The sequence below is a fragment of the Streptomyces sp. NPDC031426 genome, assembly GCF_055581585.1.
In genome coordinates, this window is the sequence record NZ_JBVIJE010000004.1 from 290318 (window position 1) to 315811 (window position 25494).

The following is a 25494-nucleotide window of genomic DNA, read 5'->3' on the forward strand; positions in this document are numbered from 1 at the left end:
AGTCCTTCAGACGGTACGGATGACGTGGGCGGCGGCTCGGGCGATGTCGGCGCGGGCCAGCGCGGGGTCCGCCGCGGCCCGCTGGAACTGCTCCGACACCGCTGCGGCCACCGGCAGTTCTGCGGCACCCGTGGCGATCCGCAGGTCCTTCACGGCGAGGTCGGTCGCGAAGAGCGCCCCGTCGGCGAAGGCACGGTCGACCGCGCCGCCGAGCGGGCCCGCCTTCAGCGCCGCACGGGCCGTGTCGCCGTCCAGGCCCAGCTCGGCGGCGAGCCGCAGCGCCTCGGCGACCAGGGCGACGCCGCCGATCACCGCCGTGTTGACGACGAGTTTGAGGGACGCTCCGGAGCCGAGCGGGCCGGTGCGGGTGACCGTGCCCAAGAGAGACAGGACCTGCTCCACCGCGCCCGTGTCCCCGCCCGCGAGGATGCCGAGCGTGCCCTCGGCGGCCCGGTCCGTGCTGCCCATGACCGGCGCGTCGACGAGGGTGACCCCGTCCCCCAGCCGGCCGGCCAGTTCCCGTACGGCGTCCGGCCCGACGGTGGACATCTCGACCCACGTCGTTCCGGGCCGCAGCTGCGGCGCGACGGCGTCGGCCACGGCGGTGAGCGCGTCCGGCCCGGCGAGCATGGTGATCACGACGTCGGCGTCCCGCACCGCCTCCGCCGGTGACCCGGCGCGCCCGGCCCCCTCGGCGACGAGCGGCTCGGCGCGGGCCGGGGTGCGGTTCCAGACGGTGAGCGGATGACCGGCAGTGAGCAGCCGACGGGCCATCGGGGCGCCCATGTGCCCCAGCCCCAGAAAAGCGATCTTCTCCATGCCGTCGACGCTAGGACCGGGCCGTGCGATGCGACAAGCGAATGTCTAGCATCGCTGCCATGTCCACTTCGCATGACAGACGCCGCGAGCACCCCGAGCCGCCCGACCTTTCCACCGTCTGGTTGCGGGTGTTCCTGGAGGTGGCCCGGCACGGCTCCTTCACGGTGGCCGCGCGAACGCTGGGCTGGACCCAGTCCGCCGTGTCCCGGCAGATCTCCGCACTGGAGTCGGCCCTCGGCGGCGGTCCGCTCTTCGACCGGCTGCCGCGGGGCGTTCGGCTCACCGAGGCCGGCCGGACGCTGGTGCCGTACGCCGAGGCCGTGTCCGAGTCACTGCGCGGCGCGGCCCGCGACCTGGCCGAGCTGCGGGCGGCGGCGGGCGGGCGGCTGCGGTTCGGCGCGTTCGCCACCGCCGACGCGGCGCTCGTCCCGCACGCGCTGGCCGCCTTCCGCGCCTGTCACCCTCGGGTCCGCGTCTCGCGCGAGGAGGGCCTCTCCCCCGGCCTGCTGGACCGGCTGACGGCGGGCCGTCTCGACCTCGCCGTGGTCTCGACGACGGGCCGCGCCCCGCTGGAGGCGTACGAGCTGCACCATCTCCTCGACGAGACCCTGTATGTCGCTGTGCCCGCCGGCCATCCGCTCACCCGGGCCGACGGGCCGGTGCGGCTGGCCCGGCTCGCCGACGCCGACTGGATCGCCGGCAGTTCCCGGCCCGAGGGCACCCTCCTCGACGCGGCCGTGCGGCTGGGCTTCCGGCCGCGGGTCGCGCACGTCGTCGGCGAGTGGACCGCCAAGCAGGGGTACGTGGCCGCCGGCCTCGGGGTGACCCTGGTCCCGGCGCTGGCCGCCGCGTCCGTACGGCCGGATGTCGCCCTGCTGCCGGTGCACGCCGAGGACGCCCCGCCGCGCGCGGTGTACGCGGCGACGGTCCGCGGACGCACGCTGACGACGGCGGCGCGGGCCTTCGTCACGGCACTGCGGGAGGCGGCGGAGCGGATCCCCGGCTGAGCCGGAGGGGCGGGTTCAGTGCGACGGCGCGAGTGCGAGGCTGACGCCGAGGCCGGCCAGGACCGAGCCGATGACCTTGTTGAGGATCTTCTGGCCGCGCAGCATCAGGGCCCGCATCCTGGCCTGCGAGAAGAACGTGGCGACCACGCCGAACCACAGCAGGTGGGCGAGCGACATGAACAGGCCGCAGCCGACCTGCTGGTACAGCGGGGTGTCGGGGCTGACGACCTGGGCGAAGGTGGAGACGACGAAGAGGGTCGTCTTCGGGTTGAGGACGTTGGTGAGGAAGCCGGTGCGCAGCGCGGCGAACGGGGTCAGCGCACGGCGGTCCGCCAGGTCGATCTTCAGCTCGCCACGGGTGCGGTAGGTGCGGACGCCGACGTACACAAGGTAGGCCGCGCCGATCAGCTTGATCACCGTGAACAGAGCGGTGGAGGAGGCGATCAGCAGGCCGACGCCGAGCAGGGTGTAGGTGACGTGGACCAGGACACCCGCGGCGACGCCGGCGGCGGCGAGCAGACCGGTACGGCGGCCGTACAGATAGCTGTTGCGGACGATCATGGCGAAGTCGGCGCCGGGGGCGATCACGGCGAGAACCGTGATGACGGCGACGGCGAGTATCTGGGTCACGGGGTGGCGTTCTCCTCTTCGGGCTCGTCGGCAAGGCCGTCGGCGTTCTCCTCGCCCAGCAGCTCGCGGGCGAGGAGCGTGGCGCCCGCGACCGCGCCCGGCATCAGGAACACCACGACGAACGGAATCAGGAAGGCCAGGCCGAGGGGCGTGCCGAAGCCCCAGACCAGGGTCTTGCGGGAGCGGAGCAGGGCGAGCCGGGCGCGCAGTTCGACGCCCCGGCGCTGGAGGGCTACGGCGGTGAGTTCCTCGGTGAGGAAGAAGCCGGTGACGAAGAAGCCGAGCACGGGGACGGCGGTCTGCCCGACGACCGGCAGGAAGCCGAGGGCGAAGAGCAGTACGCCCCACAGCGCGGCCCGCACCAGGATGCGCAGGCTGTCCCGGGCCGAGATCCACAGCTCGCGCCACAGCGGCAGGCCCGACCGCGGGGCGGTGCCGTCGGGCGAGGCTTCGGCGTCGACCTGCTCCGACAGGTTCTCGTAGAAGGGCTGGCCGATCAGCAGGGTGACGGCCGTGAACGTCAGCACGGCGAGCAGCAGCCCGAGGGCGAAGAGGACGGCCGTGAGGAAGCCGCGGAACAGGCTCTGCCAGGGGCTGGACCAGTGGTCCGCGAACGGCGTCGCCCAGGTGACCGCGTCCTCGCCCCACACCGCGAGCGCGACCAGCGCCCCGGCGTAGAGCACCAGGGCGATCAGCCCGGGCAGCAGTCCGAAGCCGTAACTCCGGCCGTGCCGGCTCATCCAGCGCTGGCCCTTCAGCAGATGACCGAACCCCACCCCAAGATCGCGCATGGCGGAGACTCTACCGATTCCCCGCCGGCCGGCACGGGGCTTCTCAGGCGTCCAGCATCCGGCGCAGCAGGTCGCGCAGGGAGCGGCGCTCCTCCTCCGACAGGCCGGCCAGGGGCTCACGGGCGAAGCGGAGGCCTTCGCGCAGATCCTGGGCCATGCGCATGCCCTCGTCCGTGGCGGCGGCCAGCTTCACGCGGCGGTCGGCCGGGTCCGGGCGGCGCTCGACCAGTCCCCGGGACTCCAGGCGGTCCACTATCCCGGTCACGTTGGACGGCTCGCACTTGAGCTTCTGCGCCAGCTTGCGCATGGGCAGCGGCTCCAGCGAGAGCAGGCTGAGCAGCCGGGCCTGCGGTCCGGTCAGGGTGTGCTCGCCCGCCGCCTTCTCGTAGTCCGCGTAGAAGCGGGCGACGACGTCACCGATCAGTTCGACGACCTCCATGGTCAGGGCGTCGGGGCGGCGGGTCTTCGATGGGGTGGACATGCTCTCCAGGATACCGCGTTACTTGACATCCTGAAATATTCAGGAGCATGGTTGTTTCAGGTTCTGAAGTATTTGAGAAAGGCCCTCTGTCATGACCAACCGTGAGTGGCACCTGCTCAGCCGTCCCGTCGGCTGGCCGAAGCCCGAGGACTTCGCCCTCGTCGAGACCCCCGTCCCGACCCCCGGCGAGGGCCAGGTGCTGGTGCGGAACAAGTACCTCTCCGTGGACCCGTACATGCGCGGCCGGATGAGTGCCGCGAAGTCGTACGCCGCCCCCTACGAGCTGGGCAAGGTCATGCAGGGCGGCGCGGTCGGCGAGGTGATCGCCTCCAACGCCGAGGGCATCGGGACCGGCGACCACGTCCTGCACTTCTTCGGCTGGCGCGAGTACGCCGTCGTGGACGCGAAGAACGCCGTCAAGGTCGACCCCGCGGCCGCGCCCCTCTCGACGTACCTCGGCGTCCTCGGCATGACCGGCCTCACCGCCTACGCCGGACTGCTGCGCACCGCCTCCTTCAAGGAGGGCGACATCGTCTTCGTGTCCGGCGCGGCGGGCGCCGTCGGCAGCCAGGTCGGCCAGCTCGCCAAGCTGCTCGGCGCCTCGCGGGTCATCGGCTCGGCCGGCTCCGACGAAAAGGTCAAGCTGCTGGTCGAGGAGTACGGCTTCGACGCGGCGTTCAACTACAAGAACGGCTCCGTGAGCGAGCAGCTGCGCGCGGCGGCGCCGGACGGCATCGACGTCTACTTCGACAACGTCGGCGGGGACCACCTGGAGGCGGCCATCGACTCGCTCCGCCAGGGTGGCCGGATCGCCATCTGCGGCATGATCTCCGTCTACAACAACACCGAGCCCGCGCCCGGCCCGCGCAACCTCGCCCGGCTGATCCAGACCCGGGGCCGCATGGCGGGCTTCCTGGTCGGCGACCACTACGACCTGCAGCCGGAGTTCGTCCAGAAGGTCGGGCCGTGGGTCGCCTCGGGCGAACTGAAGTACCGCGAGACGGTCGTCGAGGGCATCGAGAACACCCTGGAGGCGTTCCTCGGGGTGCTGCGTGGCGACAACATCGGCAAGATGATCGTCAAGCTCTGACGGGCCAGGGCTTCTGCTGCGTTTTCGGCATGCGGTAACTTCTTTCCGAAATCCGCCGTCGATCGTGGGCGCGAGTCGTGGCGGACCGAGGAGGAGACAACCGCATGCCCATCACGCAGTCCGACGTCCTGTACACCGCCGTCGCCACCGCCGAGAACGGACGGGACGGCCGGGTCGCCACGGATGACGGCCGACTCGACGTCGTCGTCAACCCGCCCAAGGAGATGGGCGGCAACGGCGCCGGCACGAACCCGGAGCAGCTGTTCGCCGCGGGATACTCCGCCTGCTTCCAGGGCGCGCTGGGGGTCGTCGCCCGGCAGGAGGGGGCCGACGTCTCCGGGTCGACCGTCACCGCGAAGGTCGGGATCGGCAAGAACGACGACGGGTTCGGGATCATCGTGGAGATCTCGGCGAACATTCCCAACGTGTCCGCCGAGGTGGCCCGGGAGCTGGTGGAGAAGGCTCACCAGGTGTGCCCGTACTCGAAGGCCACGCGGGGGAACATCAGCGTGACGCTGGCCTGAGCGGCGTCGTTGCTCACAGCGGCAGCCGCACCCTTGGACGTGGGGTGCGGCTGCCGCGTTCGTCATTTACATGACCTCGAACGATGCGCTGGCGATCGCCGCAAGCACACTGACTTGAACCGGCCCCTCCGCCCGGAACCAGATCAATGCCGGCAACGACGACGAACGGGTCAGTTCAAGGGGCAGTCCCTCAGGCCAAGGCGAATCACTCGGCTCCACCGATCTGCGCGGTGTGGGTGGCGCCGAGGAAGTCCTGCCTCTGAGTGACGCGGGGCGGCCTTGTCCTGGCCTGCCCCTGCCCTGCGTCCGCCTCTGCGACTGCGCCCCGGAAGCGGCCGTCAGTCGCGCGCCAGCGCCGCCCGGTGTACCGCTGCCACCAACCTGTCGTTCTCCGGTGCCGCCCCTCCCGGGAACGCCATCCGGCGGCGTGTGTAGCCGTACGCCAGGCCGCTGCGCGGGTCGGCGAAGGCCTGGCTGCCGCCTGCGCCGCTGTGCCCGAAGGCGCCGGCGCCCAGGACCGGGTGCCACATGTCGGCGGTGGCCTGGAAGCCGAGGCCGTACGACTTGTGGGCGCGGGCCACCAGGTCGTAGCCCACGGAGTGGATCTGGCCCACCTCGGCGACCGTGTCGGGTTTGAGCAGCGGCGGACGGTCGTCCAGCTCGCTGATCGCCGCCGCGTACATGGTGGCGAGCCCGCGCGCGGAGGCGACGCCGCCCGCCGACGCCGGTCCCTTGGCCCGTACGAGACGGGAGTTGGCGTAGTCGGCCAGGGTGCCCGGCTCCGGGACGTGGGCGTTGAAGGCGATCGAGGCCAGCGTGTGCGGGCCGGTCGGCCGGGCGTCCAGCAGGGCCTGCTGCTCGGGCGTCGGGAGCATCGGCCGCACCGAGCGGAACCGGGGCTCCTCGGACTCGGGCAGGCCCAGGAAGAAGTCCGTGCCGTACGGCGCGCGGACCCGCTCCTCGTAGACCTCCTGGAGCGTGTGGCCCGTGGCCCGGCGGACCACCTCTCCGGTGAGCGCGCCGATCACCAGCGCGTGGTAGCCGAAGGCCGTCCCGGGGCGCCAGAACGGCTTCTGGTCGGCGAGCCGTTCGGCCATCGCGCGGTCGTCGGCCAGCTCCTCGGCGGAGAACCCGGCGTCGATCCCGACCAGACCCGCCCGGTGCGCGAGCAGGTCCCTGAGGGTCACCGCGCCCTTGCCCTCGGCGGCGAACTCGGGCCAGTAGTAGGTCACTTTGCGGTCCAGCTCCAGCGTGCCGTCCTGCACCAGGAGGGCGACCACCAGATGGGCGGCACCCTTGGTGGACGAGAACACGCCGTACAGCGAGTCCGCCTCCGCGCCCGCCCACAGGTCGACGACCCGCCGACCCCGCACATACGCGCACAACTGGCCCTCGTAGTCCGCGCATTCCCCGGCGACGAACGCGGCGAACTCCTCGCGCACCGCCTCGAAACCCTCGGCGACTGTGCCCTGGACGGTGATCTGCTGCGTCATCCGCTCTCCTCAACCTGAGCCGCTGCTCGCTGCTCCCTCTCGGCAACAACGCCCGTTCCCGTTCGGGGCGTTCCCGAGACCGGTACGGCGGGATGTACCTGTTCGACTCAACCGCCGCGGACGCCCATGGGTGTCACCGCTGCCCCGGATGGCGGATGGCGTGGGGTGGCGCGCAGCGCACGGCAGGGCTCAGGTGATGGCGCGGGGGGCGCGCGGGTACACGGGCGGGGTCAGGTGCACCACCACAGGAAGCGGTTGCAGGTCTTGGTGGGCGAGGGCGCCGGGGACGGAGCCGAGGTCGTCGGGGCGCTGGAGGGGGTGGGGGCAGGCCGGGAGGTGGCGGTGGGCGCCGGGGCCTTGGGGGTGGTGCCGGAGCCCGCCGTGGGGGTCTGCGACGCCTTGCCGGTGTCCTTGGCGTCGGGCGACTTGGAGTTCTTGTCCTTCGGGGACTTGGAGGTGGATGCGGAGGTGTCCGGGGAGGCGGAGCCGGCCGCGCCCGGGGTCGTACCGGAGGTGCCGGAGGCCGGGTCGGCCGTGGCGCCAGGGGACGCGGAGGACGCGCCGCCGTCGGCCGCGGTGCCCCCGGCGGTGTCCGGCTGCCCGCTGGAGAACGGCGAGAAGGGCGCGTCCTTGCCGAGTTCGGCCAGGCCCAGGCTGCCCGCGGCCAGCACGAAACCCGCGGTGATCAGCACCGTACGGCGGCGCCGGCGCCGGTGCGCGGCGGCCTTGCGGTCGCGGCGGCTGGCGTCGGCGTCGGCGGGGCTCACGGTGGTGCTGCCGCGCGCCCGGCGCCGGGCGGCCCGGCCACCGGGCTCCTGGTCGGTGTCGGGGCCGGGAGCGGGATCGCTGGGGGAATCGGGCTCGGGATCGTCGTCTGCCGCGGCCTCGGTGCCGGACCCGGGGTCCCAGTCCTCGCGCGGCTCCGGTTGCTCCGTCCACGCCACCTGCTCCGGACCGGCCGGCTCGTACTGCTGGGGGATGCGGTACTGCTGGGACTCGTACTGCTGGGCGTACTGCTCCGCGTACTGCGGGGGGACGCCGTACCCCGGTGTCCCACCCGTGCCCGCGCGCGCGTACGCGGCCGGTGCTTCCGCGGCGGCGGGCACCGGAGTTCCGCACCCGGGGCAGGCCAGGGCGCCGTTGAGGTGCCGTTGGCACGGGTGGCAGTAGTCCATGACGCCGGAAGACTAGATTCCCCATCGGTCACGTTCCTAGGCACCACTGTGAAGGTTTCGTGGAAAGCGAAAGAATTCTCGAAAGGCTTGTCGAAACCGTTACCTGTTCGACCCATTGACACCCCTACCGCCCCGTCCTTACTGTCACGCCAGCATTTCGAACGTGTGACGAAATCTCGAACAGAGCTGAGGGGCAACTGCCGTGCGCATCACCGGAATCAGCACACACGTGGTCGGCACGCCGTGGCGCAACCTGACCTACGTCCAGGTGCACACCGACGAGGGGATCACGGGAGTCGGCGAGACCCGGATGCTCGGTCACACCGACGCGCTGATCGGCTATTTGCGCGAGGCCGAGGCCAACCACATTCTCGGCTCGGATCCGTTCGCGGTCGAGGACCTCGTCCGCCGGATGAAGTACGGCGACTACGGCCGTGCGGGTGAGATCGTCATGTCCGGCATCGCGGTCGTCGAGATGGCCTGCTGGGACATCAAGGGCAAGGCGCTGGGCGTGCCGGTGTGGCAGCTGCTCGGCGGCAAGGTCACCGACAAGGTGAAGGCCTACGCCAACGGGTGGTACACGACCGAGCGGACGCCCGAGGCGTACCACAAGGCCGCCCAGCAGGTCATGGAGCGCGGTTACCGGGCGCTGAAGATCGACCCGTTCGGCACCGGGCACTTCGAGCTGGACCACCAGCAGACGCTGTACGCCGTCTCCCTCATCGAGGCCGTGCGCGACGCCATCGGGCCGGACGCCGAGCTGATGCTGGAGATGCACGGCCGCTTCTCCCCCGCCACCGCCGTCCGGCTGGCGAAGGAGCTGGCGCCCTTCAAGCCGGCCTGGCTGGAGGAGCCGGTGCCGCCGGAGAACCTGAAGGCGCTGGAGAAGGTCGCGGCCAAGGTGGACATCCCGGTCGCCACCGGTGAGCGGATCCACGACCGGATCGAGTTCCGCGAGCTGTTCGACAGCCAGGCCGTGGACATCATCCAGCCCGATGTCGGCCACATCGGCGGCATCTGGGAGACCCGCAAGCTCGCCGCCACCGCCGAGACGCACTACATGCTGGTCGCGCCGCACAACGTCGGCGGCTCGGTGCTCACCGCCGCCTCCCTCCAGGTCGGCTTCACCTCCCCGAACTTCAAGATCCTCGAACACTTCAACGACTTCGCGGACGCGGAGATCAAGAAGGTGGTCAAGGGGGCCCCGCAGGTCGTGGACGGGTACTTCCACCTCTCCGACGCGCCCGGTCTGGGCGTGGAGCTGGACGTGGACGCCGCCGCCGAGTTCCCGCAGCAGCAGGCCCGGTTCGACCTGTGGGCCGAGGGCTGGGAGCAGCGCAAGCCGAAGGGGACCAAGTGAGCACCGCTGTCGTCGTCGAGGCCCCGGGCCGGCACCGGCTCGTGCCGCACACGCCGCGCGAGCCCGGTCCCGGCGAGGCGCTGGTGGCCGTGCACGCGGTCGGCATCTGCGGCAGCGACCGCGAGGTGTACCAGGGCAACCGGCCCGAGGGGTACGTCCGTTACCCGCTCGTCCCCGGGCACGAGTGGTCGGGCACGGTCTCCGCGGTGGGCGCCGGGGTGCCGGCGGGACTCGTCGGGCGCAAGGTCGTCGGTGAGGGCTTCCGCAACTGCCAGGTCTGCGACCGCTGCCACGCCGGTGAGACCACGCTGTGCACAGACGGCTACGAGGAGACCGGGTTCACCCAGCCCGGCGCCATGGCCGGCACGCTCACCCTGCCGGCCCGGCTGCTGCACCTCCTGCCGGACGACGCCGACCTCACCGCCGCCGCCCTGCTGGAGCCGGCCGCCTGCATCGCGGCCGCCGCGCTGAAGGCCCGCGCCCTGCCGGGTGAGCGGGTCGCGGTGGTCGGCACGGGGACGCTCGGGATGTTCGCCGTGCAGTTCCTGAAGGCCGTCTCGCCGGCGGAGCTGCTCGTCGTCGGCACCAGGAACGACCGGGAGGCGCTGTCGCGGCAGTTCGGCGCGACCGGCTTCCGGCTGAAGGACCAGGAGCTCCCGGCCGACTTCGACGTCGTGATCGAGACGGCCGGCTCGGCCTCCGCCGCGCGCACCGCCGCCGCACTGCTCCGGCGCGGCGGACGGCTGGTGCTGACCGGGATCCCGGCGCCGGGCGCGGACGGGCTCGACCCGACCGATCTCGTCGTACGGCAGCTGGAGGTGCACACCGTCTTCGGGGCGCCGCCGGACGCCTGGGCGCACACCGTGCGGGTCTTCGGCGCCGGGCTGCTGGACCCGCTGCCGCTGGTCACGCACGAGCTGCCGCTGACCGAGTTCCCGCAGGCCATCGAGCTGGTGGGGGCGGGTGATCCAAAGGTGGGCAAGGTGCTGCTTCACCCCTGATGACGTACGCCGGTCAGGGCGTGACCTGACGGCGCCCTGACCGGCGTACCACCACGGCCGCCTTTTTCGCAGCACCACCCGGGCCGCTCTCCGCCCCGAGCCGCGAACCTCGTCCGAAATACCGAACACGAAGGACAGCTTGTGACGACCGACGCTTCCGCCACGGCGGCCCGCCGACCCGGTGAGCAGGCGCTCACCACCCTCGGCCTGGGCGCGCCCGCCCTCGACCCCGCCGACGCCTCCGCGCACAGCTTTCCGGGCGGTGGCCGCTGGCGCACCGAGATCCCCTCGTGCGAGGGTCCCGAAGCGCTGGCGGTCGTGCTGAAGGAGGCCTCGCGCCTCGACGTCCCGATCCACCGGATCAGCCAGGGCAGCGGCGTGTGGATGCTCACCGACGCCGAGATCACCGAGATGGTCGAGGCCACCGCCGCACGCGACATCGAACTCTGCCTGTTCACCGGCCCGCGCGGCACCTGGGACATCGGTGGCTCGGTGCGCTCCGACTCGCGGGGGGCCGGACTGCGCGCACGGGGCCACGACGCCGTCGCCGGCTGCGTCGAGGACGCCGTACGAGCCACCGAACTGGGCGTCAAGTGCCTGCTGGTCGCCGACGAGGGCGTGCTGTGGACCCTGCACCGGGCCCGTGCGGCCGGGATCATCCCGGCCGACACCACGCTGAAGGTCTCGGCGCTCATCGGCCCCGTCAACCCGGCCTCGTACGCCGTCTTCGAGCGGCTCGGCGCCGACTCCGTCAACGTGCCCAGCGATCTGACGCTGGATCACCTCACCGAGATCCGCCGGGTATCGGCGGCGCCCATGGACATGTACATCGAGGCCCCCGACGACCTCGGCGGCTATGTGCGGATGTACGAGGTCGCCGAGCTGATCCGGCGCGGCGCCCCGCTCTATCTGAAGTTCGGTCTGTCCAAGGCACCCGGCATCTACCCGTGGGGCACCCACCTCAGGGACGTGACCCTGGACACCGCCCGGGAGCGGGTGCGGCGCGGCCGCCTCGCCCTGGACCTGCTCGCCCGGCACGGCGCGGACGGCGACATGGCGCCGCTCGGCTCGCGGCTGCCGGGGTCTTTGAACCGGTTCCCCGCCGAGCGCTCCGCGGGATGAGCGAGGGGAACTGCGGGCCGTCTGCAACCGCAGGCCGCACGTGGCTGGGCGTGCCCACGCGGCGGTAGCCGCACATCGATACAGCCCCCGCGCCCCTTACGGGGCGCTTCACCGACCCCGCAAGAACATCTCAACGCCGAGAAGAACAAGGACGGATCACCATGCGCAACCGCAGAGCCGCACTCGCTGCGATATCCGCGACCGCCTCGCTCGCCCTCACCCTGACCGCGTGCGGTCAGAGCAGCTCGGGCGGCAGCAAGGAGAAGACCGGTGACGTCAAGGGCGCCACCATCGGCATCGCCATGCCGACGAAGTCCTCCGAACGCTGGATCAACGACGGCAACAACGTCGTGAAGAACCTGCAGTCCATGGGCTACAAGACCAAGCTGGTCTACGGCGAGGACGACCCGAGCACCCAGGTCTCGCAGATCGAGAACATGATCACACAGGGCGTCAAGGGACTGATCGTCGCGGCGATCGACAACAAGTCGCTGAACAACGTGCTCCAGGAGGCGCACCAGGCGAACATCCCGGTGATCGCCTACGACCGGTTGATCCTCGGCACCCCGAACGTCGACTACTACGCCTCCTTCGACAACGAGAAGGTCGGCGTCCTCCAGGCCACCTACATCGCGCACAAGCTCGGCCTGGACGCCGGCAAGAAGGGCCCGTTCAACATCGAGCTGTTCGCGGGCTCGAACGACGACAACAACACCAAGTACTTCTTCAACGGCGCGATGAGCGTGCTCAAGCCGTACATGGACAAGAAGCAGCTGGTGGTCAAGTCCGGGCAGACCCAGCTCAACCAGGTCACGACGCTGCGCTGGGACGGCACCACCGCACAGAAGCGCATGGAGGACATCCTCACCTCGTCCTACAAGAGCGGCCGGGTCGACGCGGTGCTCTCGCCGTACGACGGCATCTCCATCGGCATCCTGTCCGCGCTCAAGTCGGACGGCTACGGCTCCGGCAGCAACCCGCTGCCGGTCATCACCGGCCAGGACGCGGAGCTCGCCTCGGTCAAGTCGATCATCGCCGGGCAGCAGACACAGACCGTCTACAAGGACACCCGGCAGCTCGCCAAGGTCGCCTCGACCATGGTGGACGACGCCCTGAAGGGCAAGAAGCCGCAGGTCAACGACACCAAGACCTACGACAACGGCAGCAAGGTCGTGCCCGCCTACCTGCTCCAGCCGGTCAGCGTCGACAAGACCAACTACAAGCAGGTGCTGGTGGACGGCGGCTACTACACCGAGTCCGAGCTCAAGTAAGCGCCCGCCCCCTACGGATTGGAAGGCACGACCATGGCGGGACCCGTCCTGGAAATGCGCTCGATCGTCAAGACCTTTCCCGGTGTCAAAGCGCTGTCGGACGTCACCCTGACGGTCCGTCAGGGCGAGGTCCACGCCATCTGCGGGGAGAACGGCGCCGGCAAGTCGACCCTGATGAAGGTGCTCTCCGGCGTCCATCCGCACGGCACCTACGAGGGCGAGATCCTCTTCGAGGGAGAGGTCTGCCGGTTCAAGGACATCCGGGCGAGCGAGCAGCACGGCATCGTCATCATCCACCAGGAGCTGGCGCTGGTGCCGTACCTCTCCATCGCGGAGAACATCTTCCTCGGCAACGAGCACGCCACGCGTGGACTCATCAACTGGCGCGAGACCCTGCGCCACGCCACCGAACTGCTGCGCCGGGTCGGCCTCGACGAGCACCCGGAGACCCGCGTCGCCGACATCGGCGTGGGCAAGCAGCAGCTCGTGGAGATCGCCAAGGCCCTGTCGAAGGAGGTGAAGCTGCTCATCCTCGACGAGCCGACGGCGGCGCTGAACGACGAGGACAGCGGCAAACTCCTCGACCTGATCCTGGAGCTGAAGGACCAGGGCATCACCTCGATCATCATCTCCCACAAGCTCAACGAGATCCGCCGGGTGGCCGACTCGGTGACGATCATCCGCGACGGGCGGTCCATCGAGACGCTCGACGTGAAGGCGCCGGAGACCACCGAGGACCGGATCATCAGCGGCATGGTGGGCCGCGACCTCGACCACCGCTTCCCGGAGCGCACCCCGCACGAGCCGGAGGAGGGCGCGGCCCCCGCGCTGGAGATCCGCAACTGGACCGTGCTGCACCCGATCGACCAGCAGCGCAGGGTCGTGGACGACGTGTCGATCAACGTCCGCCGGGGCGAGATCGTCGGCATCGCGGGTCTGATGGGCGCCGGCCGCACCGAACTCGCGATGAGCGTCTTCGGCCGCACCTACGGCCGGTACGCGGGCGGCACGGTCCTCAAGGACGGCACGGAGATCCGTACGAAGACCGTCGCGGAGGCGGTGGAGCACGGCATCGCGTACGTCACCGAGGACCGCAAGCACTACGGCCTCAACCTGATCGACACCATCAACCGGAACATCTCGCTGACCGCGCTGAAGAAGGTCGCGAGGCGGGGCGTGGTGGACGAGCAGGCGGAGCGGCAGGTCTCCGAGGGGTTCCGCACGTCCATGAACATCAAGGCGCCCACGGTGTTCGAGCCGGTGGGCAAGCTGTCCGGCGGCAACCAGCAGAAGGTCGTCCTCAGCAAGTGGATCTTCGCGGGTCCGGACGTGCTGATCCTGGACGAGCCCACGCGCGGCATCGACGTGGGCGCCAAGTACGAGATCTACACGGTCATCGACCAACTGGCCGCCCAGGGCAAGGCGGTCGTCTTCATCTCCTCCGAGCTGCCGGAGCTGCTCGGCATGTGCGACCGCATCTACACGATGGCCGCGGGACGGCTGACCGGTGAGGTGCCGCGGGCCGAGGCCACGCAGGAAGTGCTGATGCGCCAGATGACGAAGGACAAAGAGGTAACCCGATGAGCACGGACGTCACCGACAAGACCCCGGCGGCCGCGCCGCCGGGCAAGGGCGGACCGACCGCCGGCGAGAGCCTGTTGCAGCTGGTGCTCGGCGGCCTGCGCCGCAACATGCGCCAGTACGGCATGCTGATCGCGCTCGGCCTGATCGTCGTCCTCTTCCAGTTCTGGACCGGCGGCGACCTGCTGCTGCCGCGCAACGTCTCCAACCTGGTGCTGCAGAACAGCTACATCCTGATCCTCGCGATCGGCATGATGCTGGTGATCATCGCCGGGCACATCGACCTGTCGGTCGGCTCGATCACGGCGTTCGTGGGCGCCTTCGCCGCCGTACTGACGGTGCAGCACCATGTGGCGTGGCCCGTCGCCCTGGTGCTGTGCCTGCTGGTGGGCGCGGTGGCGGGCTCCGTACAGGGCTTTTTGATCGCGTATTTCGGCATACCGTCGTTCATCGTCACTCTCGCCGGGATGCTGCTCTTCCGCGGCCTGACGGAGATCTTCCTCAAGGGCCAGACCCTCGGCCCGTTCCCGAACGGCCTGCAGAAGATCGGCAACGGCTTCCTGCCCGAGGTCGGCCCCAACACCAACTACCACAACCTCACCCTGCTCCTCGGCATCGTCCTGATCGCCGCCGTGGTGTGGCAGGAGGTGCGCGACCGGCGCCGCCAGCAGGAGTTCTCCCTCGACGTGGTGCCCTTCAAGCTGTTCCTGCTCAAGCTCGTCGCGCTGGTCGCCGCGGTCCTCGCCCTCACCATGCTGCTCGCCAGCTACGACGGCGCGCCGATCATCCTGATCATCCTCGGCGTCCTGGTGGGCGGCTACGGCTACGTCATGCGCAACTCGGTCTTCGGCCGGCACATCTACGCCATCGGCGGCAATCTGCCGGCGGCGAAGCTGTCCGGTGTGAAGGACAAGCGCATCACCTTCCAGGTGTTCCTGAACATGGGCGTGCTCGCGGCCCTGGCGGGTCTGGTGGTCGCCGCCCGTCTGAACGCGGCCTCGCCGAAGGCGGGCGACGGCTTCGAACTGGAGGCCATCGCCTCCTCGTTCATCGGCGGCGCCTCCATGAGCGGCGGTGTCGGCACCGTGCTCGGCGCCATCATCGGCGGTCTCGTCCTCGGCGTGCTGAACAACGGCATGAACCTCCTCAGCGTCGGCACCGACTGGCAGCAGGTCATCAAGGGCCTGGCCCTGTTGGCGGCGGTCGGCTTCGACGTGTGGAACAAGCGCAAGTCCGGTTCGTAAGTCAGATCGGGCCCCACCGGTAAGAGCCGGTGGGGCCCCTCCTCTCAGGGAGCCGCATCCATGGAACTGAACAGACGCACGGTCATCGCTGGAGCCGCGGCGGCCGGTATCGCCGCCACCACCCTCGGCACGACGCAGACATCAGCCGCTGCCGCGGCGGGCGCCCAGGCCGCGTCCGCCACGTCAGGGGGCCGCAAGCCGGTGAAGGAACTGTTCGGCACGCTCGCCGACGGCACGAAGATCTACCGCTGGTCGCTGGAGAACGGCGGCACTCGGCTGAAGGTCCTGAACTACGGCGGCATCGTCCAGACCCTGGAGGTCCCCGACCGCCGCGGCCACTGCGCCAACGTCGTCGCGGGCTTCGACAACATAGCCGACTACGTCGCCAAGAGCCCGTACTTCGGCGCCCTGATCGGGCGGTACGGCAACCGCATCGGCAAGGGCCGGTTCACGCTCGACGGCAAGAGCTACCAGCTCTCCGTCAACGACGGCGTGAACAGCCTGCACGGCGGCAAGCAGGGCTTCGACAAGCACGTGTGGGACGTCGAGCCGTTCGCCGAGGGCTCCGACGTCGGCCTGCACCTGCACTACACCAGCGTCGACGGCGAGATGGGCTACCCGGGCACGCTCAAGGCGAAGGTGACGTACACCCTGACCCGGCACGGTGAGTGGCGCATCGACTACGAGGCCACCACGGACAAGGCGACCATCGTCAACCTCACCAGCCACGTCTACTGGAACCTGGCCGGCGAGGGCAGCGGCACGATCGAGGACCACGAGCTCCGGATCGCCGCCTCCCGGTACACCCCCACCGACTCGGGTCTGATCCCGACCGGCGAGCTGGCGAAGGTCGCGGGCACCCCGTTCGACTTCCGCCACGCCAAGCCGATCGGCCGGGACATCCGCGCCGGGCACGTCCAGCAGGTGCAGGCCAAGGGCTACGACCACAACTGGGTCCTGGACAAGGGCATCACGGCACGCCCGGAACATGTGGTGACCCTGCGCGACCCGCGCTCCGGCCGCACCCTGAAGATCGCCACCGACCAGCCCGGACTGCAGTTCTACTCCGGCAACTTCCTCGACGGCACCCTCACCGGCACCGGCGGCCACACCTACCGCCAGGGTGACGCCCTGTGCCTGGAGACCCAGCACTTCCCGGACGCGCCGAACCACGCGAACTTCCCGTCGACCGTGCTGCGGCCCGGGCAGACGTACCGGACGACCACGATCCACACGTTCGAGGCGTGAACCGGGGCGTGGACCAGGGCGTGAACCACCTCACACGACAGGCGAGTTGAACGCCACTGCCGCCCCCTCCGTATCCAAGGGTGGCCCGTGCTCCCCCGCACGGGCCACCCGAAACGGAGGTTCCTTTGGCCGGCAACGTCACCTCGTTGTTCCGCGGCAGCGCCGCCCACAGCCCTTCGATGGCGGCGCTGACGCGGGAGGGCGGCGACGGAACCGGCCCGGTGGACTTCTGCATCCCGTGCAACCCGTACTTCCCCACCCCGGCCATGTACGACGAGCTGGCGGTCCGGCTGCGCGAGATCATCACGTACTACCCGAGCAGCGCCGACGCGATCACCGCGGAACTGTGCAGCCTCCTCCAGCTGCCGCCGCAGTGCGTGGCGATGGGCAACGGCTCCACGGAACTGATCACCTGGATGGACCACCTGCTGGTCCGCGAGTCCCTGGCGATCCCGGTGCCGGCCTTCGGCCGCTGGACCGACCAGCCGATGGAGACCGGCAAGCGGGTCGACATGTTCCCGCTCCAGGAGGCGAGCGGGTTCGCCCTGGACCTCGCCCAGTACGCGGACTTCATCCGCACCCGGGGCACGCGGGTGGCGGTGATCTGCAATCCCAACAACCCCGACGGCGGCTATCTGCGCAAACAGCAGGTGGTGCAGTTCATGGACGCGATGGCGGACCTGGACCTGGTGATCGTCGACGAGTCCTTCCTGGAGTTCGCAGACGCGGAGGCCGAACCGAGCGTCGTCCAGGAGGCCATGATCCGCCCCAACGTCGTCGTGCTGCGCAGCCTCGGCAAGAACTTCGGCCTGCACGGCATCCGCTTCGGCTATCTGGTGGCCAACCCGGCGCTCGCGGGGAAGGTGCGGGGGATGCTCCCGAAGTGGAACCTCAACTCCTTCGCCGAGCACGTGGTGTTCATGCTGAGGGAACACGGCCCCGAGTACGCCCGGAGCCTGCAGCAGGTCCGCCGCGACCGCCTGGAGATGACCAGCCACCTCTCCGCACTCCCGGGCCTGACGGTGTACCCGTCCCAGGGCAACTTCCTCTTCGTACGACTGCCCGTCGGCGCCGAGGGCACGGTGGTCCGGGACCGGATGCTCACCGAGCACCGGATCCTGGTCCGCGAGTGCGGCAACAAGATCGGCTCGTCCAGCCGCTTCCTGAGACTCGTGGTGCGCCCCCAGGTCGACGTGCGTCGCCTGGTGTCCGGCCTGGAGCAGGTGCTCTACGGGTCCAGGAGGGGAGCCGCCGTACCCGAGCTGGGCACCGGGACCAGCTACAGCTCGGGTACGGCGGCGGTGGACCGGCTGGTGAGCGAGACGAACGGGGGTGGCATGCGGTTGCCCGCAGCGCCGCAGCCGGCGCCCGCGCCCCAACCGATGCCGGTGTCGCAGCCCTTGCCCGCGGCGGCTCAGCCGATGCCGGTGCCTCAGCCGACGGCACCGCAGCCCGCGCCGGTGCAGCAGCCGATGGCACCGGTGGCCGTCCCCCAGCCGGCCCCGGCGCCCGCTCCCGCGCCCCTACCCGCGCCGGCCCCCCTACCCGCGCCGGCCCCCGTACCCGCTCCCACCCCGATACCGGCACCCGCCGCCGCGGTCGCCCCCACTCCCCCCGGCGTCCCGGCGCGCGGCGGCCTCACGGCGGCCCAGGTGCGCGGGATGACGGCACCGGCGACCGATCTGACTCCGGCGCCGGCCACGGGATGGCCCAATGCACAGAGCTGGCCGAACGCGGCGGGGGCCTAGCCGCATACGCGGCAGCCCGGGCATCAGTGGGCGACCGGCCACCCGCTAAAGCAGCAAGCGGCACCCCGGCGACCGATCCGCCCCGGGTGCCGCCCGCGCCGTACAGGTCTACTTGCCCGGGCACTGCTTCCACGCCAGGTGGTACACCGTGCTGATGTCCCCGTCCGTGGAGTCCATGGTCATGAAGCTGACCTTGTCCGAGGCCTGGGTCCCGGCGTTCACCCGTAGCTCGGTGTTGATGTTGAAGTTGCGCAGCACCCCGCAGGGCGCCCAGACCAGTTGGGCCCAGTCGGTGCTGTCGGTGGCCTGCCAGTCGTCGTTGTAGGGGCCGTTGAAGGGGTGGTTCCTGGGCACGGTCTGCGAGGAGCCCTGGAAGTAGTACGAGGCCTTCTGCGCGGCGCTCGCGCCGGGCTGGAGCGAGAGGAAGCCCCGGTAGTCGGCGCTGGCTATCGCGTAGGTGAAGCCCTGGGGGACGTGCACCACCAGGTTGAGCTGGCAGTTCTTGCGGAAGGCCGTCGGGTCGGAGGCGCCGCCGGCCTGGGCCAGGTACTCGCTGTAGGTCACCGTGAACGCCGTGTTGTCCGGCGAGACGGCCACCGCGGCCGTACCCGCGGGACAGCCGGAGCCGTTCACCGTGGCCACATCGATGACGATCTTGTCCGGGGGCGGGTTGTCGAACACCGGCGAGGAGGGGTGCGCGGGCAGCGCGGTGGTGAGGAGGGCGGCTACGGCGCCGCTGAGGAGGAGTCCACCAGCCATCGTTTCTCCCGTGGTCAGGTGTGGGGGGTCTGTGTGGAACCTGTGAAGCGTTCCGCATCGTAGGAAGCTCCCGTCACCCCCGGGAGGGTCAACTCCGGCCATTCACATCGGGCCGTTCACACCGAGCGGCCGCTACGGGTTCTCCCAGGCCGCCGGTTCCGCCGCCAGCGCCCGGACGGGCTCCGGCAGCGCGTCCGCCGCGAGGTCGGCGATGGTGACGCCCTCCAGGATCCGGCGGACGTTCGCGCGCAGCGCGATCCACAGGGGCAGCAGGGGCTGTGCGCTGCCGGTGTAGGCGAGGCCCGTGGGGCGTTCACCGCGGACCGAGACGATCGGGCCGTCCACCGCCCGGATCACGTCGGCCACCGTGATCCCGGTGGCGTCCCGCGCCAGCCGGTAGCCGCCGCCTCCGCCGCGCCTGCTGTCGACGATCCCGCCGCGCCTCAGGTCGCCCAGGATCCCTTCCAGGAACTTGTGCGGGATGCCCTGGGCGGCGGCGATTTCCTCCGCCTTCACCGGGCCATTACCCTGCCGTACGGCCAGCTCCAGTACTGCCCGTACCGCGTAATCCGCCCGCGCCGAGATCCTCATGGGTCCATTGTGGGGCGTCGCCGCGTGGAGAATGGCCTGCACCCGCGCCCCGTAAGATCGCCCGCGGAGGATCCACCTTGGCGCTCAGCAGACGTACCTTCAGTGCCCTGACCGGCTCGACCGCCCTCGGGCTCGCCCTGGGCGGCAGCGGCGGCCCCGGGGCGCCTTCGGCGTACGCGGCGCGCAGTGTGCCGACCGGCCCGGCGCCCGCCCCGCCGAGCGCCGACGGCCACCGGCACACCATCGGCTACGACCACTACTCGCTGCTCGTGGACGGCAGGCGGCTGGTGGTGTGGTCCGGCGAGATGCATCCCTTCCGGCTGCCCAGTCCCGCCCTGTGGCGGGACGTGCTGCAGAAGATGCGGGCCCACGGCTACAACGCGGTCAGCATCTACGTGGCCTGGAACTACCACTCCCCCGCGCCCGGCCACTACGACTTCACCGGCGTCCGCGACCTGGACCTGTTCCTGCGCACGGCCGCCGAGACGGGGCTGTACGTCATCCTGCGGCCCGGCCCGTACATCAACGCCGAGGTGGACGGCGGCGGCTTCCCGGGCTGGCTGACGGCGACGAAGGGGACGGCCCGGACCGACGATCCGGTCTATCTGTCGTACGTCGACGAGTGGCTGACCCAGGTGAACCGGATCGCCCGCAGGCATCTGTTCACCCAGGGCACCGGCACGATCCTGCTCTACCAGATCGAGAACGAGTACGACGCCCACGTCGACGAGGCCGGCCGGGCGTACCTGTCCCACCTGTACAAGAAGGTGCGCGCGGACGGCATCGACGTCCCGCTGTTCCACAACGACAAGGGCAGGAACGGGTACTGGGTGCCCGGCTCGTTCGACACCGGCGGTGAGAAGGGCGGCTGGCTGTACGGCTTCGACGGGTATCCGTCGCCGTCGCAGACCCCGCCGGACTGGGGGACGTTCGGGTCCGGCGGGGCGAAGGGCGGGGCCACTGCCTCGCCGGCCACACCCGGGTTCGTGCCCGAGTTCGGCGGCGGCTGGTTCGACCCGTGGGGCGGGGCCTGGTTCGACGGCAAGGGGTACGCCGAGTCCCGGCGCACCCGGGATGCCGCGTACGAGCGCCGGTTCTATCTGACCAACCTCGCCAACGGGCTCACCCTGCACAACGTCTACATGACCTTCGGCGGGACCTCCTGGGGCTGGCTGCCCGCGCCGGTCGTCTACACGTCGTACGACTACGGCGCCGCCATCGACGAGGCCCGGAACGTCACCGCCAAGATCGCGCCGATGCACCAGCTCGGGCATCTGCTCCAGCGCGTGCCCGACTTCGCCAAGCTGGACCGGGCGGCGGAGGTGAGGGCCGAGGGCCTGAAGGTCTACCACCTGACCAACCCGGACACCGGCGCCCACATCTATGTCGCCCGCAACGACGGCACGGATCCGGTCACCACCGATCTGCCGACCGACGCCGGGCGGCTCCGGATCACCGTGCCCGGCAAGGACGCCAGGCTGCTCGCGACGGGGCTGAAGCTGGGCAAGCGGACGCTGAAGTACTCCACCGCCGAGCCGATGCTGGCTCTGACGGCCGGCCGGCAGGACATCGCGCTGTTCTCGGGGCGCACCGGTGACATGGCCGAACTGGTGCTGAAGTGCCCGGTGGAGCCGAGCGTCATGCGGCTGGACCCAGAGGCCGCCTGGGTCTTCGACGACAGCGACAGCTCCCTGCACGTGAACGTCCCGCTCGGCGAGGGCGGGCTCACCCGCGTGCTGGTGCAGAAGGGCGAGACCGAGACCCCGCTGCTGCTGCTCTTCGCCGACGACGCCACCGCCGTACGCCTGTTCCCGTACGACACCCCGTCCGGGACCCTGCTGGTGTACGGCCCGGCGTTGCTGCGCCACGCCGAGCTGCGCGGATCCGAGGTCCATCTGACGGGTGACATCACCGAGACGACCACCATCGAGGTGTGGGGGCCGCGCGGGATCGACAGCCTGGTGTGGAACGGCCGCACCCTGCCCACCCGGGTGACCCTGTCCGGCAGCCTGATGACCACCGGCCTGCTGCCCGCCGTTCCCGAGGTGAAGCTGCCCGAGCTGGGCGGCTGGCGGATGCGCACGGGGAACCCCGAGGCCGGGCCCGGTTTCGACGACTCGGCCTGGACGGTCGCGGACAAGAGGTCGTCGTTCAGCACCACGCCGGTCCCCGACGGCGGGCCGGTGCTCTTCGCCGACGACTACGGCTTCCACTACGGGGACGTCTGGTACCGCGGCTCCTTCACCGACGCCACCGGCCTTCAGGAGGTCTCGCTCGCCTACAGCACCGGCACGCAGGGCCTGTTGATGGCCTGGCTGGACGGGGAGCCGCTGGGCACCCACCGGATGCCGGTGCCGGACAAGAACACGACCATACGGAAGGGCAGTTGGACGGACACGGCCGTCTTCCCCGTCCGCGAGCGGCTGCGCTCTCCCGGCCGGCATGTGCTGTCGGTCCTCGTCCGGCGCATGCAGCACGACCAGGACGGCAAGGGGCTCGACACCCATAAGGCGGCGCGCGGGCTGACGGCGGCGGCCTTCAAGGGCGCCTCGCCGAGCGTGACCTGGCGGATCCAGGGCGCGGCGGCCCCCGACCCCGTGCGCGGCCCGATGAACAACGGCGGCCTGTACGGCGAGCGGCAGGGCTGGCATCTGCCCGGCTTCCGGGACGACGACTGGGAGCGGGCGGCCTTCCCACGGGCCGCCCGGTACCAGGGCGTGACCTGGTACCGGACGACCTTCCGGCTGGCGGTGCCGACCGACATCGACGCCTCGATCGGCCTGACCCTGGAGGACGACCCGTACCGCGCCTACCGCGCCCAGATCTTCCTCAACGGCTGGAACATGGGCCAGTACATCAACAACGTGGGCCCGCAGCACACCTTCGTCCTGCCGAACGGCGTTCTGCGCACCCGGGGCACCAACACCCTTGCGCTGGCGGTCCTTTCGGAATTCACCACGCTGTCGGGGCCGGGCCGGGTGAGCCTGACGCTGCTCGGCAGGACGAGCGGCGGACTGCCGGTCACGCCGGTCTGACCGCCGGTCTGATCACCGGTCTGATCACCCGAGCCTGATCACGTTCCAGGACAGCGGTTCCAGTACGGCGGTGAGGGTGCCGTCCGTCAGGGCAGCGCCCTCGACCGGATGCGGGACGACCCGCTCGGGCTCGTCGAGGGTGTTGCGGGCGTCGGGGTCGGCGTCCGCGAGCGCGCTGTGCTCGGTGACGGTCGTCAACTCAAGCCCGATGAGGGTGACTTCGAGCGGCAGGGCGTCCGTACGGCTGCGGTTGACGGCGAACACCGTGACCGTGCCGTCGGCCGCGCGGACGGCCGTGGCGTGCAGCAGGTCCGTCTCGCCGTACTTCTTCGTCTCGTACGTCGGCGAGTCCACGCGCACGTCGAGCACGTCGCCCCGGCCGTGCTTCGACGCCTGCGCGAACGGGAAGAACGTCGTCTGCCGCCAGGCCGGGCCGCCCGGCTCGGTCATGATCGGGGCGATCACATTGACCAGCTGGGCGAGGCAGGCGACGGTGACGCGGTCGGCGTGCCGGAGCAGGGCGATGAGGAGCGAGCCGAAGACGACGGCGTCCGTGACGCTGTAGTTGTCCTCCAGCAGCCGGGGCGCCTCGGGCCAGTCGGACTGGTCCAAGGTCTTGGCGTGCTCCTCCCATCGGGAGAAGTACCAGACGTTCCACTCGTCGAAGGAGAGGTTGATCCTCTTCTTGGACTTGAGCTTCGCGCCGATGTGGTCGGCGGTGGCGACCACGTTCTCGATGAAGGACTCCATGTCGACGGCCGAGGCGAGGAAGGAGTCCACATCGCCGTCGGTGGGCTCGTAGTAGGCGTGCAGGGAGATGTGGCCGACGAGGTCGTACGCCTCCTGCAGGACGGTCGCCTCCCACTCGGCGAAGGTGGGCATGGCCTGGCTGGAGGAACCGCAGGCGACCAGTTCGACTTCAGGGTCGGCCTGGCGCATGGCCCGTGCCGTCTCGGCGGCGAGCCGGCCGTACTCCTGTGCCGTCTTGTGGCCGGTCTGCCAGGGGCCGTCCATCTCGTTGCCCAGGCACCAGAGCCGGATGCCGAAGGGCTCCTTGTCGCCGTGTGCCGCGCGGAGGTCGGACAGGGCGGTGCCGGCGGGGTGGTTGGCGTACTCCTGGAGTTCGAGGGCTTCGGCGACGCCGCGGGTGCCGAGATTCAGCGCCATCATCGGCTCGGCCTCGGGCCCGAGCTTCTTCAGGAACGCGATGAATTCGGAGAGGCCGAACCGGTTCGTCTCGGTGGAGTGCCAGGCGAGGTCCAGCCGGCGGGGGCGGTCCTCGACGGGGCCGACGGAGTCCTCCCACTTGTAGCCGGAGACGAAGTTGCCGCCGGGGTAGCGGACGGCGGTGACGCCGAGTTCGCGGACCAGCTCCAGGACGTCGGTGCGCAGTCCGGCTTCGTCCGCCGAGGGGTGGTCGGGTTCGTGGATGCCGGTGTAGACGCAGCGGCCGAGGTGTTCCACGAAGGAGCCGAAGATGCGGGGGTTGACCGGGCCGACGGTGAAGGCGGGGTCGAGGGTGAAGCGGGCGGTGCGCTTGCTCATGGGGTCCTTTCGGGTCACTTCAGAACAGGCCAGTCGGAACGCCGGCTCAGTTGGTTCAGGCCCGGCTTCGGGGTGCCGTTGTCGGCCGCGTCGTAGGAGTGGTACGCCAGCCACGTCTTGCATAGTTTGTTCGGCTCATTCGTTCGATATACCGAATGTCGCCCGTAACTTCGAACGGGACCGTAGATTCGAAGCGCTTCCGCGTCAATGGGTGGGACACAAGCTCATAGGTTGTTTTCCCTTCGACCACGGTCACGGCATCCCATGACGAGGACACGCCGAGACGCGTAGGCTCTGCCCAGCGGAAGGGGGAGGCGATGGGTATCGCGGGCGCGCGTGAGCAGGCGACACGCCTGGCCGCACGGCTGCGCCGCGCCCGGCCGGGCTCGGCGATGCGCTCGCTGGCCCGCGACCTCGCCGCCGCCGTCCACGCCCGCCCCGAAACACCCGGCGGCGTCCGGGAGTTGTGCCGGGCGCTGGGCGAGGAGATGAGCGGACTGCGCGGCGGACGGCCGATCGAGGTGCGCTTCGAGCGCTTCCCGGACGAGATCGAGGTCACTGGGCTGTGGCTGGAGTTCGCCGAGTTCGACCTGGTGATCGTGGAGGAGCGGGCCGAGGCCGTGCAGCAACTGGTGATCCTGGGCCATGAGTTGTGGCATCTGCAGAACGGGCACCGGCATTCCCACCTGGCCGGGGACGCGGCGGCCCGGGCGCTCGCCGACGCACCCGGCTGGCGGGGCATGCCCCTCACGGTGGCCGCCCGCAACGGCTCCCGGGAGGCCGACGAGGCCGAGGCGGACGACTTCGGGCACCGCCTGGCCGCCCTGTTCCGGCCGCACCTCACCGGCTCCGGCGCGGGCGCCGCCCTCGGCCCGGCGGGGCGGTCCCTCAGCCCGGTGCAGCGGACCCTCGGCTACCGACGCGACCGGGCGAGTGACCCGAAGGGGCGCGCGGGCGGCCTTTCGGCACCGGCGGCCGG

21 protein-coding genes and 1 pseudogene are annotated in these 25494 nt (G+C 70.6%); 13 read left to right on the plus strand and 9 right to left on the minus strand.

The window, feature by feature from the left end; all coding sequences use genetic code 11:
• Window positions 1–6: 6 nt before the first annotated feature.
• Window positions 7–819 (minus strand): NAD(P)-dependent oxidoreductase, encoded by an 813-nt coding sequence (locus tag ACZ5NH_RS09590; protein WP_468773874.1) that lies wholly within the window; start codon window positions 817–819, stop codon window positions 7–9.
• Between the two features lie 59 nt (window positions 820–878).
• Here ACZ5NH_RS09590 and ACZ5NH_RS09595 point away from each other — a divergent pair, with 59 nt between their 5' ends.
• Window positions 879–1826 (plus strand): LysR family transcriptional regulator, encoded by a 948-nt coding sequence (locus ACZ5NH_RS09595; protein ID WP_468773875.1) that lies wholly within the window; start codon window positions 879–881, stop codon window positions 1824–1826.
• Window positions 1827–1841: 15 nt separating this feature from the next.
• Here ACZ5NH_RS09595 and ACZ5NH_RS09600 read toward each other — a convergent pair whose 3' ends face one another.
• The 3 genes from ACZ5NH_RS09600 to ACZ5NH_RS09610 are packed head-to-tail and all read right to left on the minus strand — an operon-like array spanning window position 1842 to window position 3728.
• On the minus strand, window positions 1842–2456 hold the full coding sequence (locus ACZ5NH_RS09600; RefSeq protein WP_468773877.1) for a LysE family translocator: 615 nt from the start codon (window positions 2454–2456) through the stop codon (window positions 1842–1844).
• Window positions 2453–3247: an EI24 domain-containing protein gene (locus ACZ5NH_RS09605; RefSeq protein ID WP_468773878.1), complete on the minus strand. Its 795-nt coding sequence runs from the start codon at window positions 3245–3247 to the stop codon at window positions 2453–2455. The genes ACZ5NH_RS09600 and ACZ5NH_RS09605 overlap by 4 nt, the downstream gene beginning before the upstream one ends.
• A 43-nt stretch (window positions 3248–3290) precedes the next feature.
• On the minus strand, window positions 3291–3728 hold the full coding sequence (locus ACZ5NH_RS09610) for a MarR family winged helix-turn-helix transcriptional regulator (protein ID WP_388621969.1): 438 nt from the start codon (window positions 3726–3728) through the stop codon (window positions 3291–3293).
• A 91-nt stretch (window positions 3729–3819) separates the two neighbouring features.
• Between ACZ5NH_RS09610 and ACZ5NH_RS09615 the strand changes: the two genes are divergently transcribed.
• Window positions 3820–4818 (plus strand): NADP-dependent oxidoreductase, encoded by a 999-nt coding sequence (locus ACZ5NH_RS09615; RefSeq protein ID WP_388621971.1) that lies wholly within the window; start codon window positions 3820–3822, stop codon window positions 4816–4818.
• 104 nt (window positions 4819–4922) lie between these two features.
• On the plus strand, window positions 4923–5342 hold the full coding sequence (locus tag ACZ5NH_RS09620; RefSeq protein WP_468773881.1) for an organic hydroperoxide resistance protein: 420 nt from the start codon (window positions 4923–4925) through the stop codon (window positions 5340–5342).
• A gap of 338 nt (window positions 5343–5680) precedes the next feature.
• Here the strand turns inward: ACZ5NH_RS09620 and ACZ5NH_RS09625 are convergent, their stop codons facing one another.
• Together ACZ5NH_RS09625 and ACZ5NH_RS09630 are read right to left on the minus strand one after the other, a co-directional pair.
• Window positions 5681–6835, minus strand: a complete 1155-nt coding sequence (locus ACZ5NH_RS09625) for a serine hydrolase domain-containing protein (RefSeq protein ID WP_468773883.1) — start codon at window positions 6833–6835, stop codon at window positions 5681–5683.
• A gap of 230 nt (window positions 6836–7065) precedes the next feature.
• Window positions 7066–8010 carry an SCO2400 family protein gene (locus ACZ5NH_RS09630; protein ID WP_468773885.1) on the minus strand — a complete coding sequence of 315 codons (945 nt, stop codon included), beginning with the start codon at window positions 8008–8010 and terminating at the stop codon, window positions 7066–7068.
• Between the two features lie 202 nt (window positions 8011–8212).
• Between ACZ5NH_RS09630 and ACZ5NH_RS09635 the strand changes: the two genes are divergently transcribed.
• From ACZ5NH_RS09635 to ACZ5NH_RS09670, 8 genes are all read left to right on the plus strand, one after another.
• Window positions 8213–9370, plus strand: a complete 1158-nt coding sequence (locus ACZ5NH_RS09635; protein ID WP_388621979.1) for a mandelate racemase/muconate lactonizing enzyme family protein — start codon at window positions 8213–8215, stop codon at window positions 9368–9370.
• A complete protein-coding gene (locus ACZ5NH_RS09640; RefSeq protein WP_468773887.1) occupies window positions 9367–10371 on the plus strand; it encodes a zinc-dependent alcohol dehydrogenase in 1005 nt (334 codons plus the stop codon). Before ACZ5NH_RS09635 ends, ACZ5NH_RS09640 begins: the two co-directional genes overlap by 4 nt.
• Window positions 10372–10512: 141 nt before the next feature.
• A complete protein-coding gene (locus ACZ5NH_RS09645; protein ID WP_450980974.1) occupies window positions 10513–11493 on the plus strand; it encodes a hypothetical protein in 981 nt (326 codons plus the stop codon).
• Window positions 11494–11654: 161 nt separating this feature from the next.
• Window positions 11655–12764, plus strand: a complete 1110-nt coding sequence (gene chvE, locus ACZ5NH_RS09650; RefSeq protein ID WP_451556875.1) for a multiple monosaccharide ABC transporter substrate-binding protein — start codon at window positions 11655–11657, stop codon at window positions 12762–12764.
• 33 nt (window positions 12765–12797) lie between these two features.
• Window positions 12798–14348: a multiple monosaccharide ABC transporter ATP-binding protein gene (mmsA, locus tag ACZ5NH_RS09655; protein WP_388621985.1), complete on the plus strand. Its 1551-nt coding sequence runs from the start codon at window positions 12798–12800 to the stop codon at window positions 14346–14348.
• On the plus strand, window positions 14345–15589 hold the full coding sequence (mmsB, locus tag ACZ5NH_RS09660; protein WP_468773890.1) for a multiple monosaccharide ABC transporter permease: 1245 nt from the start codon (window positions 14345–14347) through the stop codon (window positions 15587–15589). The genes mmsA and mmsB overlap by 4 nt, the downstream gene beginning before the upstream one ends.
• A gap of 60 nt (window positions 15590–15649) precedes the next feature.
• Window positions 15650–16837: an aldose epimerase family protein gene (locus ACZ5NH_RS09665; protein ID WP_451556394.1), complete on the plus strand. Its 1188-nt coding sequence runs from the start codon at window positions 15650–15652 to the stop codon at window positions 16835–16837.
• Window positions 16838–16962: 125 nt separating this feature from the next.
• A complete protein-coding gene (locus tag ACZ5NH_RS09670) occupies window positions 16963–18585 on the plus strand; it encodes a pyridoxal phosphate-dependent aminotransferase (protein WP_468773892.1) in 1623 nt (540 codons plus the stop codon).
• Window positions 18586–18693: 108 nt separating this feature from the next.
• Here ACZ5NH_RS09670 and ACZ5NH_RS09675 read toward each other — a convergent pair whose 3' ends face one another.
• Both ACZ5NH_RS09675 and ACZ5NH_RS09680 read right to left on the minus strand, forming a co-directional pair.
• Window positions 18694–19344 carry a DUF4360 domain-containing protein gene (locus tag ACZ5NH_RS09675; protein ID WP_388621992.1) on the minus strand — a complete coding sequence of 217 codons (651 nt, stop codon included), beginning with the start codon at window positions 19342–19344 and terminating at the stop codon, window positions 18694–18696.
• Window positions 19345–19476: 132 nt separating this feature from the next.
• Window positions 19477–19935 (minus strand): RrF2 family transcriptional regulator, encoded by a 459-nt coding sequence (locus tag ACZ5NH_RS09680; protein ID WP_468773894.1) that lies wholly within the window; start codon window positions 19933–19935, stop codon window positions 19477–19479.
• A gap of 77 nt (window positions 19936–20012) precedes the next feature.
• Here ACZ5NH_RS09680 and ACZ5NH_RS09685 point away from each other — a divergent pair, with 77 nt between their 5' ends.
• On the plus strand, window positions 20013–22970 hold the full coding sequence (locus tag ACZ5NH_RS09685; RefSeq protein ID WP_468773895.1) for a glycoside hydrolase family 35 protein: 2958 nt from the start codon (window positions 20013–20015) through the stop codon (window positions 22968–22970).
• A gap of 24 nt (window positions 22971–22994) precedes the next feature.
• On the opposite strand, the gene arfA is transcribed toward ACZ5NH_RS09685, so the two are convergent.
• Window positions 22995–24515 carry an arabinosylfuranosidase ArfA gene (gene arfA, locus ACZ5NH_RS09690; RefSeq protein WP_468773897.1) on the minus strand — a complete coding sequence of 507 codons (1521 nt, stop codon included), beginning with the start codon at window positions 24513–24515 and terminating at the stop codon, window positions 22995–22997.
• A 317-nt stretch (window positions 24516–24832) separates the two neighbouring features.
• On the opposite strand from arfA, the pseudogene ACZ5NH_RS09695 reads away from it, so the two are divergent.
• Window positions 24833–25435: pseudogene (locus tag ACZ5NH_RS09695) on the plus strand (toxin-antitoxin system, toxin component family protein); the annotation flags it as partial.
• Window positions 25436–25494: the final 59 nt, after the last annotated feature.